This is a genomic window from Sphingorhabdus sp. SMR4y, from assembly GCF_002218195.1.
Classification (GTDB): domain Bacteria; phylum Pseudomonadota; class Alphaproteobacteria; order Sphingomonadales; family Sphingomonadaceae; genus Parasphingorhabdus.
This window is the reverse complement of sequence record NZ_CP022336.1, coordinates 3,176,258-3,197,932: the sequence shown is the minus strand read 5'-3', so window position 1 is coordinate 3,197,932 and position 21,675 is coordinate 3,176,258. Positions and strand designations below refer to the sequence as shown.

Annotated in this window: 13 protein-coding genes and 2 pseudogenes; 12 read left to right on the top strand and 3 right to left on the bottom strand. The window is 55.6% G+C overall.

Going from position 1 to position 21,675, the window contains the following annotated elements; genetic code table 11:
* Positions 1-128: 128 nt before the first annotated feature.
* Positions 129-1,055 (bottom strand): nucleotidyltransferase family protein, encoded by a 927-nt coding sequence (locus SPHFLASMR4Y_RS15440; protein WP_260807164.1) that lies wholly within the window; start codon positions 1,053-1,055, stop codon positions 129-131.
* Positions 1,056-1,401: 346 nt separating this feature from the next.
* Complete coding sequence (locus tag SPHFLASMR4Y_RS15435) at positions 1,402-2,298, bottom strand: LysR family transcriptional regulator (RefSeq protein ID WP_089134341.1); 897 nt, start codon at positions 2,296-2,298, stop codon at positions 1,402-1,404.
* A gap of 102 nt (positions 2,299-2,400) precedes the next feature.
* On the opposite strand from SPHFLASMR4Y_RS15435, the gene SPHFLASMR4Y_RS15430 reads away from it, so the two are divergent.
* The 12 genes and pseudogenes from SPHFLASMR4Y_RS15430 to SPHFLASMR4Y_RS15375 all read left to right on the top strand — a co-directional run bounded on the left by SPHFLASMR4Y_RS15430 (position 2,401) and on the right by SPHFLASMR4Y_RS15375 (position 18,337).
* Positions 2,401-2,898 carry a lactoylglutathione lyase family protein gene (locus SPHFLASMR4Y_RS15430; protein WP_089134340.1) on the top strand — a complete coding sequence of 166 codons (498 nt, stop codon included), beginning with the start codon at positions 2,401-2,403 and terminating at the stop codon, positions 2,896-2,898.
* Positions 2,899-3,030: 132 nt separating this feature from the next.
* Positions 3,031-3,705, top strand: a complete 675-nt coding sequence (locus tag SPHFLASMR4Y_RS15425; RefSeq protein WP_089134935.1) for a type 1 glutamine amidotransferase domain-containing protein — start codon at positions 3,031-3,033, stop codon at positions 3,703-3,705.
* A gap of 21 nt (positions 3,706-3,726) precedes the next feature.
* On the top strand, positions 3,727-4,323 hold the full coding sequence (locus SPHFLASMR4Y_RS15420) for an SDR family oxidoreductase (RefSeq protein ID WP_089134339.1): 597 nt from the start codon (positions 3,727-3,729) through the stop codon (positions 4,321-4,323).
* A gap of 401 nt (positions 4,324-4,724) precedes the next feature.
* Positions 4,725-6,665, top strand: coding sequence for an AsmA family protein (locus tag SPHFLASMR4Y_RS15415; protein ID WP_089134338.1), 1,941 nt, complete (start codon positions 4,725-4,727; stop codon positions 6,663-6,665).
* A 165-nt stretch (positions 6,666-6,830) separates the two neighbouring features.
* Complete coding sequence (locus SPHFLASMR4Y_RS15410; RefSeq protein WP_089134337.1) at positions 6,831-10,037, top strand: autotransporter domain-containing protein; 3,207 nt, start codon at positions 6,831-6,833, stop codon at positions 10,035-10,037.
* Positions 10,038-10,118: 81 nt separating this feature from the next.
* Positions 10,119-10,814, top strand: a complete 696-nt coding sequence (locus SPHFLASMR4Y_RS15405) for an RNA polymerase sigma factor (protein WP_313906753.1) — start codon at positions 10,119-10,121, stop codon at positions 10,812-10,814.
* Positions 10,807-11,727 (top strand): FecR family protein, encoded by a 921-nt coding sequence (locus tag SPHFLASMR4Y_RS15400; protein ID WP_089134336.1) that lies wholly within the window; start codon positions 10,807-10,809, stop codon positions 11,725-11,727. The genes SPHFLASMR4Y_RS15405 and SPHFLASMR4Y_RS15400 overlap by 8 nt, the downstream gene beginning before the upstream one ends.
* Position 11,728: 1 nt before the next feature.
* Positions 11,729-14,179 (top strand): TonB-dependent receptor domain-containing protein, encoded by a 2,451-nt coding sequence (locus SPHFLASMR4Y_RS15395; protein ID WP_089134335.1) that lies wholly within the window; start codon positions 11,729-11,731, stop codon positions 14,177-14,179.
* A 544-nt stretch (positions 14,180-14,723) separates the two neighbouring features.
* Positions 14,724-16,058 (top strand): site-specific DNA-methyltransferase, encoded by a 1,335-nt coding sequence (locus SPHFLASMR4Y_RS15390; RefSeq protein WP_089134334.1) that lies wholly within the window; start codon positions 14,724-14,726, stop codon positions 16,056-16,058.
* On the top strand, positions 16,058-16,873 hold the full coding sequence (locus SPHFLASMR4Y_RS16960; protein ID WP_145955566.1) for a DUF5681 domain-containing protein: 816 nt from the start codon (positions 16,058-16,060) through the stop codon (positions 16,871-16,873). The genes SPHFLASMR4Y_RS15390 and SPHFLASMR4Y_RS16960 overlap by 1 nt, the downstream gene beginning before the upstream one ends.
* Positions 16,874-17,053: 180 nt before the next feature.
* A pseudogene (locus tag SPHFLASMR4Y_RS15380) lies at positions 17,054-17,368 on the top strand (IS3 family transposase); the annotation flags it as partial.
* Positions 17,369-17,704: 336 nt separating this feature from the next.
* Positions 17,705-18,337 (top strand): annotated as a pseudogene (locus SPHFLASMR4Y_RS15375) (tyrosine-type recombinase/integrase).
* Between the two features lie 226 nt (positions 18,338-18,563).
* Here the strand turns inward: SPHFLASMR4Y_RS15375 and SPHFLASMR4Y_RS15370 are convergent.
* The gene (locus SPHFLASMR4Y_RS15370) at positions 18,564-21,671 is read right to left on the bottom strand and encodes an efflux RND transporter permease subunit (RefSeq protein ID WP_089134332.1); all 3,108 of its coding nucleotides are present in this window, start codon (positions 21,669-21,671) and stop codon (positions 18,564-18,566) included.
* Positions 21,672-21,675 lie beyond the last annotated feature (4 nt).

Genomic DNA, 21,675 nt, shown 5'->3' with positions numbered 1-21,675 from the left:
ACCCGATGACCATAAGATGGAGCGACGGAACATTGAAGACATTCCGAAGCAGAAGACAGCCAGTCAGAGAACGCTTTCTGGCAAAAGCCAAGATGCCCGGGATGTCCGCCGTGGATGGCAAAACATCGTCACATCCGGGCAAAGACGGAATTCAGGACGCGTGCGCGAATACAGTCCATCAGACCGATTTTTCCGGGAAATATCATATCGGCGGAACCAGAGAGCATAGAACTCTTCCACGGCAAGACAGGTCTGCCATTGGCGGCTGCCGTCAATGTCTGGTAAAACAGGGTTTCCAACCGGTTTGTGTCGCGGCGTTCCTGATAGGGTTGGAGGATAGCAAGCCATTCAGCATCCAGGCTGTCAGGAAAGATGCGTTCGGTCATCAGCAAACTTGCAGCGACCGCGCTGTCGCAACCGTATCCTGTCGCAATATTCAGCATTTCGAGCCGGTTGTGAGCAGGCATGGTTCTCGCGATGATCGACAAATCGACGACCCACTTTAATCTCGGCCACATTGCGAGTGCCCCGTGCAGAACCAGATACAGGCAATAGAAACTGTTCGACAGCGATGGGTTCGCATGAAACTGCACGGAACTATTAAAATCCTCTGTAAAATTTTTTGGTTCGAACCTGAACAGCCTTTGATGCAATTCAATCGGCACCGACAGGGCCGGATCAATATAAGTTATATCCTTGAACCGTTTAAGCTCCATCCTCTGGCGTGCAAATTCCGGCATTTCAGTCCGCCGCATCGTGTTGGACCGGAAGGCATATCCTTCCTTGTTCAACAGCGCGATGGCCTGGCCGGTGCTATCCGGGGCAATGAGAATGTCGACATCTTTCGACCGCCGGGCGGTCGGATCGTCATGCAGTTGCTCGGCCAGCCCTCGCCCTTTCAGGAAAGAGAATGGCACCGAATGCGCCGCCAGCAGTTCCGATATTTTTTTCTCGGCAGCCTTCTGCCTCAGACTTGCAAATATATTCTTCTGATAGGCGGATTCCAAAATCGGGGAAGCACTGCTGTCTGCCGTGATATCGGCACAATTTTGCATTGCTATATGCAACAGCGGACCGACGCGATGGCGACTGTCTGCAAATATGGCCAGCGCTTCGCTGATCGGTTCCAGAACATCTCTGGACGGCAAGGAAATCGCAGGACGCAGATATCTGCTCAAAGATATTAGAAGGGTCTCGCTATCTCTGTCCATGGTTTGCGCATAGAATTTTACCGCCGCTTAGGCGAGGTCTGAATGCACGCAGCACCTATTTTTTTACCCCAAACCCGTGTCTCTGTTCAGCAACGGCGCCGTCATCACCAGATATGAAGCTGAGCCGGGGTCATCATGGCAGCCGTGGCCGGTAGCGGTTGGTCAATGCCGTTGCGCCCTTCCCCGCCGTTCATTCCCTTTCCAGATGTTCGGCGACCGTCTGAATGAGAGATGCAATTCGGGAGACCTGCGCCGGCAATGTTCGCCCCCGTCGGGATATCATCCACAGATCATGGTGTAATTGGTTCGGAAGCGGAGCGATGCGTAGCTTTTCTTTATCAGGATAGCTGTCGATGCCGCTGCGCGGCAGCAATGTATATCCGACGCCACGCGCCACCGGCGACGGGATCTGGCTGATCTGGTTGACAAAGCTGCGGATATGCAGACGATCCGCGCCGCGGAACTCCTCCGGAAAGTTCATCGCGAACATATCATCGGCATAGGCGTATCCATCGGGATGCGCGACGAAGCCCAGTCCTTCCAGCATCTGGAAGCTAATCGGTGATTTCCGGCAATCCCGGGGAACCACGAGACACAGTTCCTCTTTCCCCAGATGCTCCGCCTGAAGCCGCGGGTGGCATGGATCACGATCTGCAACAGCGAGATCAAAGCGCCCTTCCAGCACACCGGAAATGACATTTTCCTGTGGAGCGGCTTCAAGCCTGAGGGTCAGTTCCGGTGAATCCTCCATCGCGGAAAGGAGTTCTGGATATAGCAGCATGGCAAAGCTGCCGGAACATGCCAGAGACACTTCACCAACTGCAGGATCATCACGCATTATGGTCTCGCGCAAGATCTGCTCCTCGGCACGCCGTGCCTGTCCGACGGCCAGGACGGCTTCGCCTGCCGGCGTGAGGCTGAAGCTCTTGCCCTGCCGCGAGATCAGCGGTTGACCAACTTGCTCCTCAAGCTTTCGCAGATGCTGCGAAACCCCGGGCTGGGTCATGTTTCGCAGGCTCGCCGCTCTGGTAAAGTGACCAGTTTCGCACAGGACGACGAAGGTTTCTAACCATTGGGAGTTCAGCATAGATCATTACTACATGTTATGTTTATTTTTTTAAACGATTATTTCATATAATCAGCAGGGATATCTAATTTCATCGGGTTAGAAGATGAAAGGAAATCCATCATGCAACCGACACCACGCGCCTTTTCCCATATCGGCCTGTCCGTGCCCGATCTCGATGCCGCCGTAAAATTCTATACCGAGGTTCTCGGCCTCTACACGATAATGAAACCCACCCTTGTCACGGAGGATGACAGCGCCGTCGGAGTCATGTGCACCGATGTATTCGGACCCGGCTGGGACAGCTTGCGCATTGCTCATCTCGCCACCGCTGATCGCGTCGGTATCGAATTGTTCGAATTCCCCGACAATTATGCACCTGACAATAATTTGGATCACAAGCGTCTGGGAACGTTCCATTTCTGTATCCAGGATCCGGACGTTGAAGGGTTGATCGAAAAGATTGTTTCGGCCGGCGGCAAGCAACGCATGCCGGTGCGCGAATATTATCCCGGCGAGAAACCCTATCGCATGTGCTACGTCGAGGACCCGTTCGGAATCGTGTTCGAGATATACAGCCACAGTTATGAACTGACCTATTCCGAAGGCGCCTATTCATAACAGATTGAACGGATTGGATGCGCGGTCTTGAGCTTGCATTGATCGAATGCGAGACCCGGCCGCGCAACCAAAGCCCCTCAGAGGCGTTGTTTGAGGGAATAGCACTCATAACAATAGAATATGGCAGAAATCATGAAAATCCTGATGGTCCTTACCTCACACGACGAACTTGGCGACACCGGCAAAAAGACCGGTTTCTGGCTCGAAGAATTCGCGGCGCCTTATTATGTTTTCAAGGATGCCGGAGCGGATATCACGCTGGCTTCCCCCGAAGGTGGACAACCGCCACTGGATCCGTCCAGCGATGCAGATGACGCCCAGACCGAAGACACGGAACGATTCAAGTCTGACGAAGCCGCGCAAGCAGAACTCGCCAGCACGAAGCCTTTGTCAGCCGTTTCGGCCGATGGTTTTGACGCAATCTTCTATCCCGGCGGCCACGGCCCACTCTGGGATCTGGCCGAAGATGATGACAGCAAGACCCTGATCGAGACATTTGCCGCCAGCGGCCGTCCCGTCGGCGCTGTCTGTCACGCTCCCGCCATTTTCAAACACGCGAAAAACGCGGATGGCGACCCGCTGGTTAAAGGCAAGGAAGTAACCGGTTTTACCAATACGGAAGAAGAAGGGGTTGGCCTGACCGATGTCGTGCCATTTCTCGTCGAAGACATGCTGAAAGAAAATGGCGGCATCTATCGCAAGGCCGATGACTGGGCCGCGTTCGTCGTTGTCGACGGCAAGCTGGTCACCGGCCAGAACCCCGCATCATCTGCAGAAGCCGCGAGCAAGCTGCTTGCTCTGCTTTAAACCCGAACAACGGAGCGACCTATGAATATTCTTATCGCCGGCGCGACCGGCAAAACCGGTCTGCGGCTCGTAGACCAACTGAAGAACAGCGGCCATTCTCCCATTGCGCTGGTCCGCGAATCCTCGGACACGAGCGCTCTGCCCAAGGATATTGAGCAGCGCCAGGGCGACCTCACGGATCTGAAAAGCGGTGTCTGCGACGGTTGCGGAGCCGTAATTTTCGCCGCCGGATCCGGCGGTTCCACCGGCCCCGAAATGACCGACAAGGTTGATCGCGACGGCGCCAAACGGCTGATTGATCTGGCCAGCGAAGCGGGGGTGTCGCGCTTTGTGATGTTAAGCAGCGCAGGCGCGGATGATCCCGACCCGGACAGCGATCTTGCGCATTATCTGCAAGCGAAACATGACGCCGATGAACATTTGAAAGCCTCGGGCCTGAACTACGCAATCGTCCGGCCCGTCAGCCTGACCGACGAGGATGGCAATCGTAACATGCGGTTCGGGGACGATGTAGACCCGAACGGTGAAGCGGCGCGCGGCGATGTCGCTGCTGTGCTGGCCAATGCGGTGGAAGACAGTGATTGGACGGGCAAGGCGCTGCTGATGCAATCAGTTTAGTTCCAGGCTGGATATCCCGGAGCTGAGCAACTTCAGTTCAGCCATGCCCACAGGTCCGCCGCCAGCAAGCCGATTGATCAAAAACCATTCATGGCTCAGCGAAAATCCGGTGACCGATATGTTGCAGGCCCACCAGAACAGTAGGCGCTGCCACCGAAGCAATGAACTGCGCCATTGAACCGTTGGCGCAGCCAGAGCGGGGCTCTTTGTGCAACCTTTGCCCTGTCAGGACGTAAATCCAGCAAGGCACGACTATTTGCCCCATAAGGGCTGTAGATACCGGCACCAACCAGACGGATGCGCAACAGATGAAATTCGCAAGGCCAAAGCGGGACAAACCAGTTCAGACTGCCATCATTATCAAATTCAATTCCCGCGCCACGTCGGCGGATCATTCGTAGATGGACGGTATCGCTGAAGATTCTCGCGAAAGCCCCTGTCGGAAGCCACGGGTCATCGTCCTCACCTGTCTCGTCCTTCTGGTGTCGGCTATGTTGCTGCTGGGGGCCATTCCTGCGGGCATCTTCAAAAGCGTGATCAAGGAAAAGTTGCAAGGCACAGCCGATCGCGAAGTGACAATCGGCACCGTCAGCCGGGACAGCTTCTTTTCCTACGCTCCGGTTATCACCATCCACAATCTTCGCGTTGCGCAACCGGCCTGGGCGGGTGAAGGCGATTTTCTAAGGCTGAAATCAATTTCGGCGCGGCTGTCTGTATTCGATTTTCTGACCGGCAACGCAAAGCCAGATCGCGTCACGGTCGAGGGGCTGGAAATCGCGCTTGTCCGCGACAAGGATGGCCGCAACAACTGGAATGGCCGGAATAATCGCAACGATGATCGAGAAACCGGCGCCCCCGTTCTGACCGATCTCGATGTTGCCCATTCCCGGTTCAGCTATGTCGACCACAAGCGGGGCCTCTCGCTCGAAGGCCCCATATCGGTCAACTCCCGAAACGGTCTCCGCGCTGAGGGGCGCGGAACATTTTTAAAGTCCACGGCCGTCATGGCATTCACCGGAGGCCCGATTGCCGGGATTGATCCCGAAGCCGGCTATCCCTTTCAGCTTTCCCTGCAGTCCCCGGCTTTGGAACTGACGGCCAAAGGCGAAATGCAGGGCGTATTGAACACCGATCGCTTCACGGCAAAGCTATCTGCACGCGCACCGACTCTCAAAAATCTCGATCATATTATCGAAGCTGGTCTGTTCGGGACGCAGAGGATCGATTTGCAGGCCGATATCCGTCATCAGGGAAAGGACTGGTATATCGAGACGCTGAACGGATCGATAGGACGGTCCAGCCTGACGGGCAAGGCGGACGTCCTGAAACGCGGCGGCCGGACCAAAATAGACGCGAGCATAAAATTCGCTACGCTGGACTTTGACGATCTGGCAGACGACGACGGCCTTGCCAAGGCGGCGGCGCTCACTCGGCGGATCGGCCCGCGCGTCATTCCCAACACCCGCATCAACCTGTCCAAAATGGGTCCGACCGATGGCCAGATGACTTTCGCCGTCGACCGCCTGCTTTCCCGGCGGGATACGATATTCCGGAGCGTGCGGGGCAAATTGTCGCTGGATCACAAATTGCTCAACATGACAGATCTGGTCATCGTGCTGAAAAGCGGCCGAATGGTTGGTACCGCACGGGTCGATCACCGCAGTGGCGCACCGAAATTTTCGACCGACCTGACACTGAGAGGCGCTTCCCTTTCCGATCTGATCGGCAATGGCGATATCGTGACGGCAAAGATGCGGGGCCGGGTACTATTGTCCGGTACCGGCGACACCGTTCGGTCCGCCTTGGAAAAAGCGGATGGCAGGGCCGCGATGGTCGCTTCGGGCGGCAGTGTGCGCGCGACAGCCGCACATGTTCTGGGGCAGAATCTTGGCGGCGCGGTCGAGGAAATAATCGGCAATCCGAAAGCGCGGGTGCCGCTGCGCTGTCTGGTGGCCAGCTTCACGGCCCGCAACGGTGTTTTGACACCCGCACCGCTCGCCATTGATACCAGTGTCTCGATTGGACGCGGCCAGGGACGGATCACCCTGAAAGGCGAAACAGTATCTCTGATATTACGCGGCGGCGCCAAGGGGAAAAGCGCTTTGCGCATCGTCGATCCGATCAAAATCTCCGGAACGCTGAACGCTCCGGATGTGTCCGTGGCCGGCCTCGGTAAAGCCCGAGATGCGGAGAAACCCTCGCTCGGCGATGTCATGAAAGTGGCGACAAAATCGATCGGCAGCGCGCTGGGAATTGGCGATAGCGACGAACAGAAAGAGGCTTTCATCCAAAAGCCGAAGTCGCTGGACTGCGAAGCAATTGTTACCGAAGCGATGCGCTGAGGTCTCAGCAACCACCGAGCACCCTCCACTGCTTGCAGTGGCCCGGAACGACCAGGCCAGACAGACTGAACCGAAAAAAATTCAATCCGGTCAAGGCTGCGGCTGAATGACTCCGTCTTGTGGATGTTCAGGGAAATATGTCCCGATATTCACAAGAGGATTTACATGCGCAAATATCTACTCGCGTCGACCTGTCTGGTCGCTGTCATCGCCATCCCCGCACAGGCGGAAACGACTATAGCGACAGCCACCACCGACCCGATCCGCACCTCCACCATCGATGGTGGGGCCGCCGATGATATCAAGATCACCTCAGCGGGCTCGATCAAGCCGACATCGGGTATTGCGGTTACCGTCGACAGCGACAACACGCTGGTCAACGACGGCACGATAGAGATCGGCAATGCCGACAACGCGACCGCCATTCTCGCACAGGCAGGCGTCACCGGTACAATTACCAATAGCGCGAACGGCAAGATCATTCTTGACGAACCCTATGCCCCAACCGATGCTGACAATGACGGGGACATAGATGGCCCCTTTGCCACCGGAACAGGTCGGACAGGCATCGCAACCGCTGGCGCCTTCAACGGCAATATCACGAATAGCGGAACGATCACGATCGAAGGCAATGACTCAGCCGGGATTCGCCTGGGCGGTCCATTGACCGGCAATTTTGTGCATGACGGCACGACCACTGTGCTCGGTGACAATGCGCTGGGCGTTGGTCTGCAAGATGTTGTCGGCGATGTTCGGATTGCCGGAACCATCACCGCGCAAGGCCTTGACGCTGTAGCGGCGCGTATCGACGGCAATGTCGATGGCGCGCTTGTGGTACAGGGATCTCTGCAGTCCACCGGCTATCGATATGCGACAGCGCCCGCCGACAGTTCCAAACTGGACGCCGACGACCTGCTGCAAGGCGGTCCGGCCCTGTCGATTGCTGGCGATGTTACTGGCGGTATCATTCTCGCAGTGCCGCCGAAGGATAACAGCACCACAGACAATGACGAGGATGATGACGGCATTGAGGATTCCAAGGAAGGTTCTGCGCTCGTCCGTTCTTACGGCGCGGCCCCCGCAATGCGTATCGGCGATGCCGGCAACGCCGTGACCATCGGCGCGATCGCCGGCACGGGAACAGGTTTTGGCCTGATCATCGACGGCGGCATCCTGGGCAGCGGTGTTTACAGCGGCATCAACGCCAGCGGCCTGCAAATCGGCGGGCTCGGCGGCGGCGTCACCATAGACGGCGGTATTGGCATAGGCGCAACCGGCTCGATAAAGGCGGTCTCCAACGGCGGGTCGGCAACTGCGGTTCAATTGGGCTCCGGAGCCACGACCCCGGAATTCCGCAATGCCGGCACTATCGAAGCGACCGGTGGGTCCAGCGCGACTTCGATCAGCACCGCGTTTTCGATCAGCGCAGGCGCAGATCTCGCAACCATCCGCAACAGCGGCACGATCGGTGCAAAAGCGGGCGGCGATGATGCCACCGCTATTGCGATTATAGATTCATCCGGCACCGTCGATCTGCTTGAAAACAGCGGTACGATCGCTGCCACCGGCGCGCTCGCGTCATCGGGGCGCAATGTCGCGATCGATCTGTCGGCGAATGGCTCGGGTGCCACCTTACGCCAGACCGCAGTAGCGGCGTCGGCCAAGGCCCCCTCGATCATCGGCGACGTTCGCCTCGGCAACGGCAACGACATATTCGACATTGCCGATGGCAGCATGAGGGGAAACAGCAACTTCGGCGCGGGCGATAATCAGCTCAAACTGTCTGGTGACGCTATTTACACGGGCCAGGCGGAATTTGGCGCAGGCGCAGATATTCTGACACTCGCGGGAACATCGGTGTTTAACGGCAATGTAGATTTCGGTGGCGGAGCGGACATGCTGGACCTGTCCGGCACCTCGCGTTTCGCCGGCTCGCTGACCAATGCGCAAGGTCTTGCGGTGAAAGCATCGGGCGGCACGTTCGATGTCATCGGCACTGCTCAGATCGCGTCGCTTGCCATCACTGACGATGCTGTGCTCGGCGTGACGCTGGGCGGCACCAACGACACGGCTTTACAGATATCGGGCGACGCAAGCTTTGGTACGGGATCGAAACTCGCGATCAAGCTGTCCAATGTCCAGAGCGCCGAGGGGGATCATGTGGTCGTGCAGGCTGGAACCATCACCGGCGCGACAAATTTGACCGCCTCAACCGCACTTCTGCCTTTCCTCTACAAAGGCTCCCTCAGCTCGAATGCCAATCAGGTCATCGTCAGTGTGGCCCGCAAGGATGCGACGGAACTCGGCCTCAACCGGTCCGAGGCAAGCGGTTTTTCCGCAGCCTATGCAGCACTGCAAACCGATGAGGATGTCGAAGGCCTGTTTCTCGCGATTGCCGACCAGGAACAGTTTCGCAACCAGTTGCAGCAGATGTTGCCCGAGCATGAAGGCGGCATTTTCGAAAATGTCACCCTTGGATCACGGGCGATGGCGAGGTTCCTTGCGGATCCGAAAGGTCCGTTCAAGGATGAGGGCAAATGGGGCTACTGGGTTGCGCAGGTCGGCTGGGGCAGTTCGAAAAGCGTGGGCGACACCGCAGGCTATGACGTTGGCGGCTGGGGTATATCCGCGGGTGCAGAACACAAGACCGGCATCGGCAATTTCGGAGCCTCCGTCGGCTACATCCACGGCAAGAACGATAACGCAAGCAATGGCAATGAAGTCTGGTCCGAACAATGGGAATTGGCCGGATACTGGCGCCTGACCTCCGATAACTGGCTGGCCCACGCCCGCATATCCGGCGCAAAGATCGACTTTGACGGCAACCGCTATTTTGTGGGTGAGCTGGATGGGGAGGATATCACGAAGACCATGACATCGGATTGGGACGGCACCTTATGGTCGGCCTCCGGTGCGGTAGCCCGTGACATGCGTTCGGGCCATTTCTCGATCCGCCCGACAATTGCCGTTGAATATTTCAAATTGAGCGAAGACGGCTATACCGAAACGGGCGGTGGTGAGGCGCTGGATCTGACTGTCGCCGACCGTGAAAGCGACGAGCTTGCAGTTTCTGGGACGGTTGCGCTGGGTCTCGATCTGGGCGGGCTGGACCAATATGATGGGTGGTATCGCTTTGAACTGGAGGCCGGACGACGCGAAATCGTCGGCGGCGCTCTTGGCGTCACCGTGGCCCAGTTCGAAAACGGCTCGCCCTTCACTCTTGTGCCGGAGGAACGCAAAAGCGGCTGGATCGGACGATTGCGCGCAGTCGCCGGCAATTCCGGCTTCCAGATCGGCGGTGAGGTTTCTGTCGAGGAACAGCAAAGTCATGCGGCCATAGCGGTACGTGCCAGCCTGCGAGTCGGTCTGTAGCGAGATCGCTCAGGCGAGAGCGCAAGGGGGGAAAGGATATATCCCCATTTCCCACCCCCCTTGCCTTCTTTCAAAACAAACATGGAGACAGATATTTTTGCTACACCCGCCTCGATCACCGCTCGACCGCTCATGCTGCTATTGCGCGACAGATTGCGGTCGCTATATATCGCGCCAGCGGGAGACGCTTGCGATGGCTGGTTCAGCAAAAGGCGCATCGCACCAGACAAGCGCCACAGCCGAAGCGAACAGTTCATGAGCATGGTGGATAAAAAAGTTGAAACCGCACGCGGCATCGAAGCTGTGCTGCTCGCCAATCGTGAAAAGCTGATCCGCTTTCTGCTCGCTCGCGGCGCCGGGGACAGTGCTGAAGATCTGTTTCAGGAATTGTGGGTACAGATCGCAAGGTCACGCCCCGGACCTGTGGCAAATCCGCTTTCCTATCTTTATCGCGCCGCCAACAATCTCATGCTGGACCGCTACCGCTCCACGCGTGCGACCGAAATGCGCGAAAAGGCCTGGGGTGAACAAGACAGCGGACGAGGGAATCCATCAGTCGAGCAATCGCTTATTTCGCGGGAGGAACTGGCCCGCGTCGAAGCAACGATCAACGAGATCGGCGAACGCCCAGCCACCGCCTTCCGCTATTTTCGTATCGAGGGCATAAGCCAGCGCGCCATCGCGGCCCGGCTGGGTGTCAGCCTGAGCACGGTCGAGGCGGACTTACGCAAAGTCTATAAAGCGCTTGCCGCAATGAAAGGGCAAATCAATGAGTGATGCCACACCCTTCGCGGTCGAAGTTCAGGCACTGGACTGGATAATCCGCCAACGCGATCCTGCTTTTCACGATTGGGAGGATTTCACCGAATGGCTGGAACAGGACCCTGATCATGCCGCCATTTACGACCGGCTGGCTGCCAGCGACGCGGAATTTGATGAATATGCGGAACCGGCCGAGGATATTATCACCGCCAATCAGCCTGTCTTTGCCAATCGCAGGACATGGCTGGGTGGTGCGCTGGCTGCCGCACTGCTTGGTATCATCGGCACCAGCATGCTCAATAACAGCGTCACCCATATCGAAACCGTTGCCGGAGAGCATCGGACGGTAGCGCTGGCAGACGGCTCCCGGATCGAAATCAATGGCGGCACCGTCATCGCACTGGACGACGATCGGCCCCGCTTCGCCCGGCTCGAAAGTGGCGAAGCGATGTTCCACGTCGTTCACCGCGACGGCGATCCATTCCTGGTCGAGACCGGCAAAGCAAAGCTTGTCGACATGGGGACGGCCTTCAACGTCATTCGCCGGTCCGATACGTTGACCGTAGCCGTGTCGGAAGGCCTGGTGCTATATAATCCGGAGCGCGAAAATATCCGGCTGGATGCGGGGTTCGGAATCGAGGCTTCGGATGCCGGGGGAACGCCCCGGGTGCAGGCCATCGACGCCCTCAGCGTCGGTAGCTGGCGAAAGGGCCAGCTTGTCTATAATGGTACATCCATCGCGCAGGTTGCCGAAGATATTGGCAGGACGGCCGGCCTGAAAATCAATGTCTCGCCCGACGTGGCATCGCTGCCGTTCCGCGGCGCGCTGCTGATCAGCCATGACCAGCAGCGGGTGATCGACGACCTGACCGCGCTCGCCGGCATTAAAGGAGAAAAACAGAATGAAGGATGGTTGCTGACCCGCTGAAATGAACGCCCGCCTGTTCTCCGCCCTGTTCTTGCTTTTGTGCGCGACCGCCGTCGCGGCACGTGATGAATCGCGCCTGATCGAATTGCCAAGCGGAACATTGTTGCAAAGCCTCCCGTTGCTGGGGCGACAAGCGGGTATCAGCATCAGCGTGGCCGACGCCAAGCTCTGGCAAAGGACGGTAAAGCCGGTACGCGGCCGGATGAGCGTGCAAAAGGCCCTTGATCGTTTGCTTTCCGGGACCGATGCCCATGCTGTGAGGGTCGGCACCACCAGCTGGCGCATTGAGCGGCGGGCATCCCGCACCCAACACGCCAATCGCCAGGCCCGATCAACCCGCAAAATACGCCGGGCCAGCGCGCAAGCGACGCCATCAGCGGAGGAGCAACGGCCGGTCCAAGAAATTGTCGTCAATGCCAGCAAGATCGACATGCCCTATGTCAACTATGCCGGCGTTGTCACCATATTGGACGGTGCCGATCTGCAATTCGGCGGAGAGCGGGGTATGGATTCGATATTGTCGCGCATGGCGACAATATCCTCCACCCATCTTGGCAGCGGCCGAAACAAGTTGTTCATAAGAGGCATAGCCGATTCCAGCTTTACCGGACCGACGCAGGCGACGGTCGGGCAATATCTCGGGGATATCCGCCTCAGCTATAACGCACCCGATCCCGACTTGCGGCTTTACGATATCGATCGCGTGGAGATTCTCGAAGGGCCGCAAGGCACATTATACGGCGCCGGATCGCTGGGGGGCATTATCCGCATGATCCCCAAGACACCCGATCCGGACGAGACGACTCTTGTCGCATCGGCAGGCGTTTCTCTGGTGCAGCATGGCGCGCCGGGTGGCGATATTTCTGCCACAGCGAACATTCCCGTCGGTGACAGCGGTCACGCGCTGCGACTGGTCGGCTATTCGATCAGCGACGGTGGCTATATCGACAACCCGCTGCTCGGACTGAATGACGTAAACCGCACCAATATCCGGGGTGGACGCGGCACGCTGCGCCTGGACCTTGGCGACAATTGGGCGGTAGATTTCGGTGGCATCTATCAGAGTATCAAGGCCGATGACGCCCAATATGCAGACAAGAATGCCCCGCCGCTGACCCGCAGCAGTCTTGTCGAGCAGGGCGCAAACGCGCGCTACGGCTCGGCGATGCTGGTGGTCATGAAAAACTGGGACAATCTCCATTTCCAGTCGTCCAACGCCTATGTCGATCACAATCTCTACGAACGGTTCGACGCCAGTCTGGTCGGTGACACGCCCCGTGTTTTCGAACAACGGAACGCAACCCGGATGCTGACCAGCGAGACGCGCCTGTCTCGCCCCTATAGTAACGGGCTGGGCTGGGTGGTCGGCACCAGCTTCATCGACAACCGGACCCGCCAGACAAGAGACTTTGGCGGAGAAAACATGCGTGCGGCGATTGTCGGCGTCACCAACCGGATCACCGAATATACGGCCTATGGCGAGATGTCGCTTGAACTGCTGCCCGATATCGTGGCCACCGGTGGCCTGCGCTATACCCACGCCCGCCTCGGCGGCGATGGCGAGGATGTCGATGCCCTGTTCGCGCTCACGCAAGTCGGCCGCGCCATAACCGCAAAGCGCAATGAACAGGATCTGCTTCCATCAGCATCGCTGCTCGCGAATTTGGGGAAAAACATAACATTTTACGCCCGCTATCAGGAAGGTTTCCGCCCCGGCGGGCTGTCAATAGACGGCAGCTTCGTCCAGCGCTTTCGCAATGACCATGTGTCCACCTATGACGCGGGCATGCGTTTCGGTCGCAAGGGCGTAACTCCCCTCGACGCCACGATTTCCATCTCGCACAGCCGCTGGCGGGATATTCAGGCCGATTATATCGACACCAATGGCTTCCCGACCACCGCCAATATCGGCGATGGCAAAATTACCAGCATATCGGGTTCCATTGCCGTCAGGCCGGTCACCGGACTGTCACTGGAAATGGGAGCGGTATATAACAAGAGTCGCGTGACCCAATTGTCGACCGGGCTGCAACTTGCCGGGGCGACATTGGCCGGTCCCCCCACCGATTTCCTCTCGTCGGTTCCGGTTTCCGCTGTCGGGCGACTGGGCCGCATACCCAATGTCGCCAGCCACGCTGTGCGCGGCTCGGCCAATTATGAAACCGTCATCGGTGACGAGGATTTCCGCCTGCAGGGATGGGCCAGCTATATCGGTCCTTCCCGGGTCGGAATCGGCCCGCAACTGGGCGAAGGGCAAGGGGACTATCTGGACAGTGGCCTGGCCGCGCGGATCGGCAATGATTCGCGAGGGATCACCCTTTCCATGACCAACCTGCTGGATTCGCGTGGCAATCGCTTTGCTCTGGGAACGCCGTTCGTTCCCGGCAGCGAGGGCTATCTGACCCCGCTTCGTCCGCGAACGCTCCGGATCGCCGTCGACGTCGCCTATTAGGATTGCGGAAGGTCCGTTAAACCGGGCAGAGGAGCACGCGGCTGTATATTCAGGCAAAGCCGCAGCGAATATCAAGTCCGGCGATGAAGAAAAAAGGTGGTGCGCGACGCAGTCTGTCGCGAACCAGTCTCAGGTGCGATACGCTGTAAATCCCTGCTTTACAGGGAATTTACAGGGAAAATGCAGTTTTCTGCACCTTTCTTCATTCCGGACCCACTCTCAAACCCCTTTAATTGAGGGATTTATGAAGTGAATTCCCTATAAAAATAACAGGGAATTTAATTCGGCGTTTCAGGGAACGTAATGCCCTCGAACAGCGAACGTACTGGCGCGGAACAGTGATTAAAAAATTAGGATGGAGAGAGCAGGCCGCTGCTTCAAAAAACGCGTTGCCGTGACCCTCTTTTGAACAAACCACCCACGTCCACCACAAAAATGAGACAGGACGTGGTTTTCTGGCGACATATGTTCCCTTTTTGATCTTGTTATATTTGGTATTTGTTCCCAGACTATGAAGGTCGGAATAACTTTTCTCGGGGGACTTATGATACAACAAGTAGGCAGCCTGGTTGAATGCAATATTACATCGCTCCAGCCATATGAGCGAAACGCACGTACTCATTCCAAAAAACAGGTGAGGCAAATTGCCGACAGCATCCAGCGGTTCGGATTTACCAATCCGGTGCTGGTGTCGGATGATGGCGAAATCATTGCCGGGCACGGGCGGGTAGAGGCAGCAAAGCTGATAGGCATGAAGACCGTGCCCACTTTGGCGTTGTCACATCTTAGCGAAGCCGAGCGCAGAGCCTATGTGCTGGCGGACAACAGGCTCGCCCTGAACGCCGGTTGGGATAAAGAGATACTGGCTATCGAGTTGCAAGGCCTGATTGATCTGGACTTCGAGGTCGAACTCACCGGGTTCAGCCTGGCAGAGATTGATCTTGTCCTGGACGAGGCCAGTGATGCTGATCCGGACGGGGTATGTACTCCCGAGGATGAAATTCCCCTGCTCCAGGAAATCGCCGTCAGCCGGCTTGGCGATTTGTGGCAGTTGGGACGGCACCGACTGCTTTGCGGAGATGCGCGCAATCAGGAAGACGTGGCTCTGCTTCTGGATGGGTCAAAAGCAAACATGGTTTTTACGGATCCGCCGTATAATGTTAAAATTGACGGGAATGTATGTGGATCGGGAAGTGTCAAACACCGGGAATTCGCATTTGCTTCGGGAGAAATGAGCGCCGGCAGTTTCATCACATTTCTTACTGAAACGCTTGGCAACATGTCAGCTAATATGGATGATGGCGCTATCGCCTTCGTCTGCATGGACTGGCGGCACATGGGCGAGCTTTTGGCCGCGGGCAGCGCCGCTTTTACCGAGCTTAAAAATCTTGTTGTTTGGAACAAGACCAATGGCGGCATGGGTACCTTCTACCGGTCAAAGCATGAGCTCATCTTCGTGTTCAAGCAAGGTACTGCGGAACATATCAACAGTTTTGGATTGGGTGAGACTGGACGTTACCGGACCAATGTGTGGGACTATGCGGGAATCAGCAGCATCAGCGCAGATCGCGGGGATGAACTTGCCATGCACCCGACGGTAAAGCCGGTTGCTCTCGTAGCTGATGCCATACGTGACTGTTCGAAGCGCGGGCAAATCATATTGGATTGTTTTGGCGGTTCGGGAAGCACTCTGATTGCTGCTGAAAAAACCGGGCGATCGGCGCGGTTGATAGAATTCGACCCGCTTTATTGCGACACAATCCTCAGACGGTGGGAACAACTTACGGGCAAGCATGCCAAACTTGATGAAACCGGCCAGACATTTGAAGATGTCTCGGAAATCCGCTGCGAACTCGAAGCTACGCGGGAGACGGTCTGATGCAGGATCACCATGGTGAAAAAGCGGCTCAAGACACGTCCCCATCCAACCTTCCAGCAAAATATGAAGTAGGCTATGCAAAGCCTCCTGCCGCTCACCAGTTCCAGAAAGGTCAATCGGGGAATCCGCGAGGGCGTCCGAAAGGCTCCAGGAACAAGAAAAGTCCGGGCGCGGATTTTGGTAATCGTCCTGCCGAAGAACTCCTTCGTCAGGAAGCATACCGACCGGTGACAGTCCGTGAAGGAGACAGGGTTGTCGAATTGCCTGCGATCCAGGCGGTGTTTCGCTCGATGGGCGTTTCTGCCATGAAGGGCAATCGCTTTGCCCAGCGCACCCTTGCTGAAATGGTGCGTGATATCGAGGCCGAAGATCGACAGCTCAAGATTGAAAATCTGGAGCATTTTGCAAATTACAAGAGAAGCTGGGACGAAGAAATCGCACGTTGTCGCAAAGCCGGCATTCCCGAGCCAGATCCTGTCCCGCACCCCGACGATGTCATCATCAATCCCGTCACCGGCGATGTGAGGGTAAATGGTCCAAAAACTAAAGAGCAGAAACAGATGTTCGACGAGGCTCTCGAACGACGGAGCCAATGTCAGGAAGATGTTAGCTATTTTGCCGCCAAGTACAAAAATGCCCGCGACCCGAAGCGTAAAGCGTTCTGGCTTAAGGAATGGCATTACGAGCAGAAGGTTTTTGATACGATCAACGATCTGATCGGCAAACGTCACAACATGGAACTTAAAGATCGATCCTATGCTGCAGGAGCAACCCGCAGCGGTGACATCGCTAAAAAACGGGGGCTAACCCGGTAACAATATTTGCGCAATCGGTTTTTCTTCTGGGCCCGATGACTGAACACCTACTCTTGGGGCAGTCAACCTGAAGCACGTACAATTGTCCCCCGTCAGCATTCGATAGACAGATTAGCACGCAGTCATTTTATGCGTGGAAGAAGAAGTTCGGATCGGCATCTGGCGATGACGATGGGAAGGATGCTGATCCATTCAGATCGAGGCTCTCAGTTTACCAGTATGGACTGGGCATAATTCCTGAAAGCTCACAATCTGGAGCACTCGATGAGCCGGTACGGAAACTGCCACGACAATGCTGTCGCCGAGAGCTGCTTCAACTTGTTAAAACATGAACGAATACGGCGTCGAAACTACAAAACACGTGAAGAAGCTAGGCAGGACGTGTTCGATTACATTGAAATGTTCTACAATTCAAAGTGCAAGCACACTAGAAACGGGATGCTGTCACCCGCAGAGTTTGAACGGCAGCAGAAAATGAAAAACGAAGGTATTTAGAAAACTAGGGGCTATTCAGTTCGACCTGAAGGGTTGGTCTCTTTAGGGGCAAGGCGAGAACCATTGGCCGGGCGCGCTGCAGAAAAATTCACGAACGCCAGCTCCCAATGAACGAGCGGTAGCATCCGCATAATCGCTTTGTGAACGGCAGCTGACCGGGACGTTGGCTCGAATGAACGGCAGCATCGCACATTTTTGAACCTAGGCCCGGGCTTTCGGCAGCCGGCCCAATTCCGGCCGGTCTGAAATGCGCCCCAGTTTCAGACAAAGCAACTCGATTTTTTAGCCCCTAATAGCTGACGTTCTTCATGGCCTTTCTGGCCAAGGAGAAAAACAATGGGAATTTCACAATTCGACCCGGCAGCAAAAAACCGGGTGCCATGGAACTTTGGTGTCAACGTCGGACCGAAGAGGCCTTTCACACAGAAGCAAATCTGGGCGATCCGGTTCTTTCTCGATCGCGAACAGAGACTGCGAGACCGAGCGCTGTTCGACCTGGCGATCGACAGTAAGCTGAGAGGTTGCGACCTAGTCCAGCTCCAGATCGGCGATTTGGTCTCAGGGCCGAATATTAGAAAACGAGCGGCAATCACACAGCAAAAAACTGGGAGACCGGTCCAGTTCGAAATTTCTACGGATACCAGGGGAAGCTTGTTTGCTTGGCTAGAAAGGCGTGGCGGCTCAGTCGCTAATTATGTCTTTCCAAGTCGGGTAGATCACACAAGACATCTGAGCACTCGACAATATGCAAGGCTCGTTGATGAATAGGTTGAAGCCATCGGACTGCGAATGGAGGAGTATGGGACTCACTCGCTGAGGCGAACCAAAGCGTCTATCATTTACAAGGCGACGGGCAACCTGCGAGCAATCCAAATCTTGCTCGGCCATTCAAAGATCGGAAACACGGTTCGCTATTTGGGTGTCGACATAGAAGATGCTCTCACTCTGGCTGAAAAAACAGAGATATGACTATGCTCGGGCACCGGTCACTTACGGGCTGGTGTCCGCTTTTTGGGAGATTGCCGTCCGGCGGCTTTTATTTCCATCCAATCACTCCGAACGGCCACAATTAGGTGGATAGCGGTCATTCAATGGGTTGAATTTGCTGATTATGGTGCGCCCACCATCTCACCGATCACACGCGTTATAGCGTCATCTGCAAAAGGTTGCGTTGATAATGTGAGAAGAACTTTGACTAAGCCCGAGGGCCCTTTGAACAACCTCCCGAAAACTTCGCTCGCGCGCGAGTTTTAAACCGAGCATAGTTATCAGGCAAAGCATATGCAGCGGGCACAACCAAAAGCGTCAAAAAGGTCGATGTCGCCAAACCGCCCATAATGATAAAACCCATAGCATTGCGCCATTCGGCTCCATCCGACTGAGCGAAGGCAACAGGCATCATTCCGAAAATTGCGGCAAGAGCCGTCATTAACACTGGCCGGAGCCGTTCGGGTGCGGCTTTTTTCATGGCCTCCGCCGCGCCCATACCTACCTTCCGATATTCATTGGCAAGATCCACAAGCAGAATCCCGTTTTTCATCACGATCCCCATCAGGGCAATCATTCCGATTTGGGCGAACATGCTCAATTCCTGATTGGAAAGCCAAAGTGCAATAAACGCTCCGGAAAAAGAAAGGGGGGCGGTAAGCATGATCAGGACAGGTTGTCCGAAGCTGTTAAATTGGCTGGCCAGGACAACATATAGGGCCACAATAGCAAGCCCGAACGCCAACAATATGGCAGAAGTTGTGTCTGCCAGTCTCCGCGCCATACCCTCCATTTTGGTCGACATTCCTTCCGGTGGAGGATTGTTCATCAGGATTTTTTCAACCTGAGCGACTGCGACGCTCAAGGCCACGCCTGGCGGAGTGTTTGCCATGACCGTAATTTGTCTGGCTCGGTCCACGCGATCAATCTGAGCCGGACTGTCGGCAACGTCAATATCGGCAACTGCCGCCAGATCGACTAAACTTCCATTTCCTGATCGAACCGGAAGCCGGGCAACGTCATTCAAAGTTTGCCGTTTATCTTCATCCACTCGCACTCTAACGTCATAACGTCTGCCGTCGGCTTCAAATGTTTCCGCATCACTCCCGCCAATCAAAGTCCGCGATGCTGCTGCGACGTCCCGTGCCGTCACTCCTAAATCTGCGGCCCGATTACGGTCTAACCTGATCTGCAATTCTGGCCTGCCGCCTTCGTAAGTAGAAGCGACATCCACCAGTTCTGGGGTAGCACGCATTTGTTCCGCAATAATATTTGCATATTCATTGATCGTCGTAAGGTCGGAACCAGCAATTATAAGCTCTATCTGAACCGATCCCACTCCGGCACCGGAAACCCATGGAACTTCGACGACCGAAATATCCGTGGCTTCTGGCAACGTCTTTGCAAGGACCTTTCGCGCTTGGTCCATGATCGCACCCTGCTCGACTGCTCGACCCTGTTTAGGACTGAGATCAAAATAGAAATCTAGCAAGTTCGTTTTCTGATTGGTTCCTGCCCCTATGGTTACAAAAACATATTCTACATCTTCGATATTGCGTAGCGCTTCATCCGCTCGCTGTGACGCCTCTTTAGCTGTCGCAATGCCCGTTCCCAACGGAAGTTCAACACTTGCAAGAAACTCTGACCTGTCCGTGAGGGCCATGAACGTGGACGGCACCATTGCTGCGAAAAGGCCGCCGATAAAAAGGCTTATGATCGCTCCCAAAAAAACGATATTTCGTCTCTTGATCGACCAACCTACAAGCTGTTCGTATCGCTTCCGCATGATCTCGTGAAAGATTTCAATCTTTCCCAGCCAGCCTGTTTTCTCTTTCTCCGATTTCAGAAATCGGGATGCAAGCATGGGCGACAGGGTAAGCGCCACCAACAATGAGACGCTAACCGAAAATACAATCGCCAAGCCATATTGAAAAAAGAAGCGTCCGACTATTCCTTCCATAAAGGCAATAGGCACAAACACCGCCAATGTCGCGAATGTCCCGGCAAGCACCGCCAATGCCACTCGTTTGGTTGCTTTGGGTGCCGCCTCCATTGGATCAGCGCCATCATCGACATCGCTTTGCACGGCTTCAACAACGACAATAGCGTCATCAACAAGCAATCCAATCGCAACCGTCAACGCCAACAATGTCATAAAATTAAGTGTAAAATCGAACGCAGCGAAGGCAGCGAACGTCGCAATTACGGAAGTCGGGATGGCAAGCATAACGATAAACGTTGCTCGCCAGCTAAGCAGAAAAAAGAAGGTGACAATAACAACCAGTATTACCGCGATCATCAAATCAAACAGAACATCACCAATGGCAGATTCGATGAATCGCGCGGTTTCCCTCGTGACAACAATTTCAACCCCGCTCGGCAATTGGTTTTTGATCTGTTCTATCTCCGCTTTGATTGCCTTGGTCATTGCAACTGTATTGCTTCCAGATTGCTTGCGAACCTCAAGCACTACTCCGGGACGACCGTTTAATTGGGCATAGCTGGTTTCATCCTCGACCGAGTCTTCCACGCGACCGATATCGCGGACCCGCGTGACCTGCCCGTTGGGCCGATATGCTACCGCGAGATTGCCAAATTCCGAGGCTGTATTGGCTTCAGCAAATGTTCTGGCCCCATATTGCTTGCTGCGACCGTCAATCTCAAGGCGACCGCCCGGCAACTCGGCATTTTCATTTCTCAAGGCGGCTAAGACATTATCCGTGCTAATGGCGCTTGCACGCATTTTTGCCGGGTCAAGCCAGACCCGCATTTCTCTCTCTCGCCCACCTACTATTGAGATAGAACCTACGCCGCGAATACGCTGAAGCCTCTCTTTAACGACCTCATCTGCAAAGACTGTAAGCTCTCGGACAGGTGCATCTCCAGCTATAAGCAGCGACAATATCGGTGCGGCATCAGGATCAAGCTTTTCGACAATTGGTGCATCTGATTCTTCCGGCAAATTGCTTAATATGCTGGCTACCCGGTCCCTGACATCCTGAGCCTTCACATCGGCATCTTCCGATAATTCAAACTCGACCACGACTTGACTGACTCCTTCGGCGCTGACTGAGCGCATTTGCCGAATGCCCGAAACGCTGTTGACCTCTTCCTCGATTACGTCGGTTATTTCAGTCTCAATCGTATCTGGAGACGCACCAGGCAAAGTCGTTGTTACCGAAACATATGGAAATTCAATTTTGGGGAACAGATCAACACCCAGTCTCCCAAAGCTCAACAGACCCATAACGACTAACGAAGCAATCACCATTGTCGCAAAAACGGGACGCCGGATCGATACATCAGAGATCCACATCAGC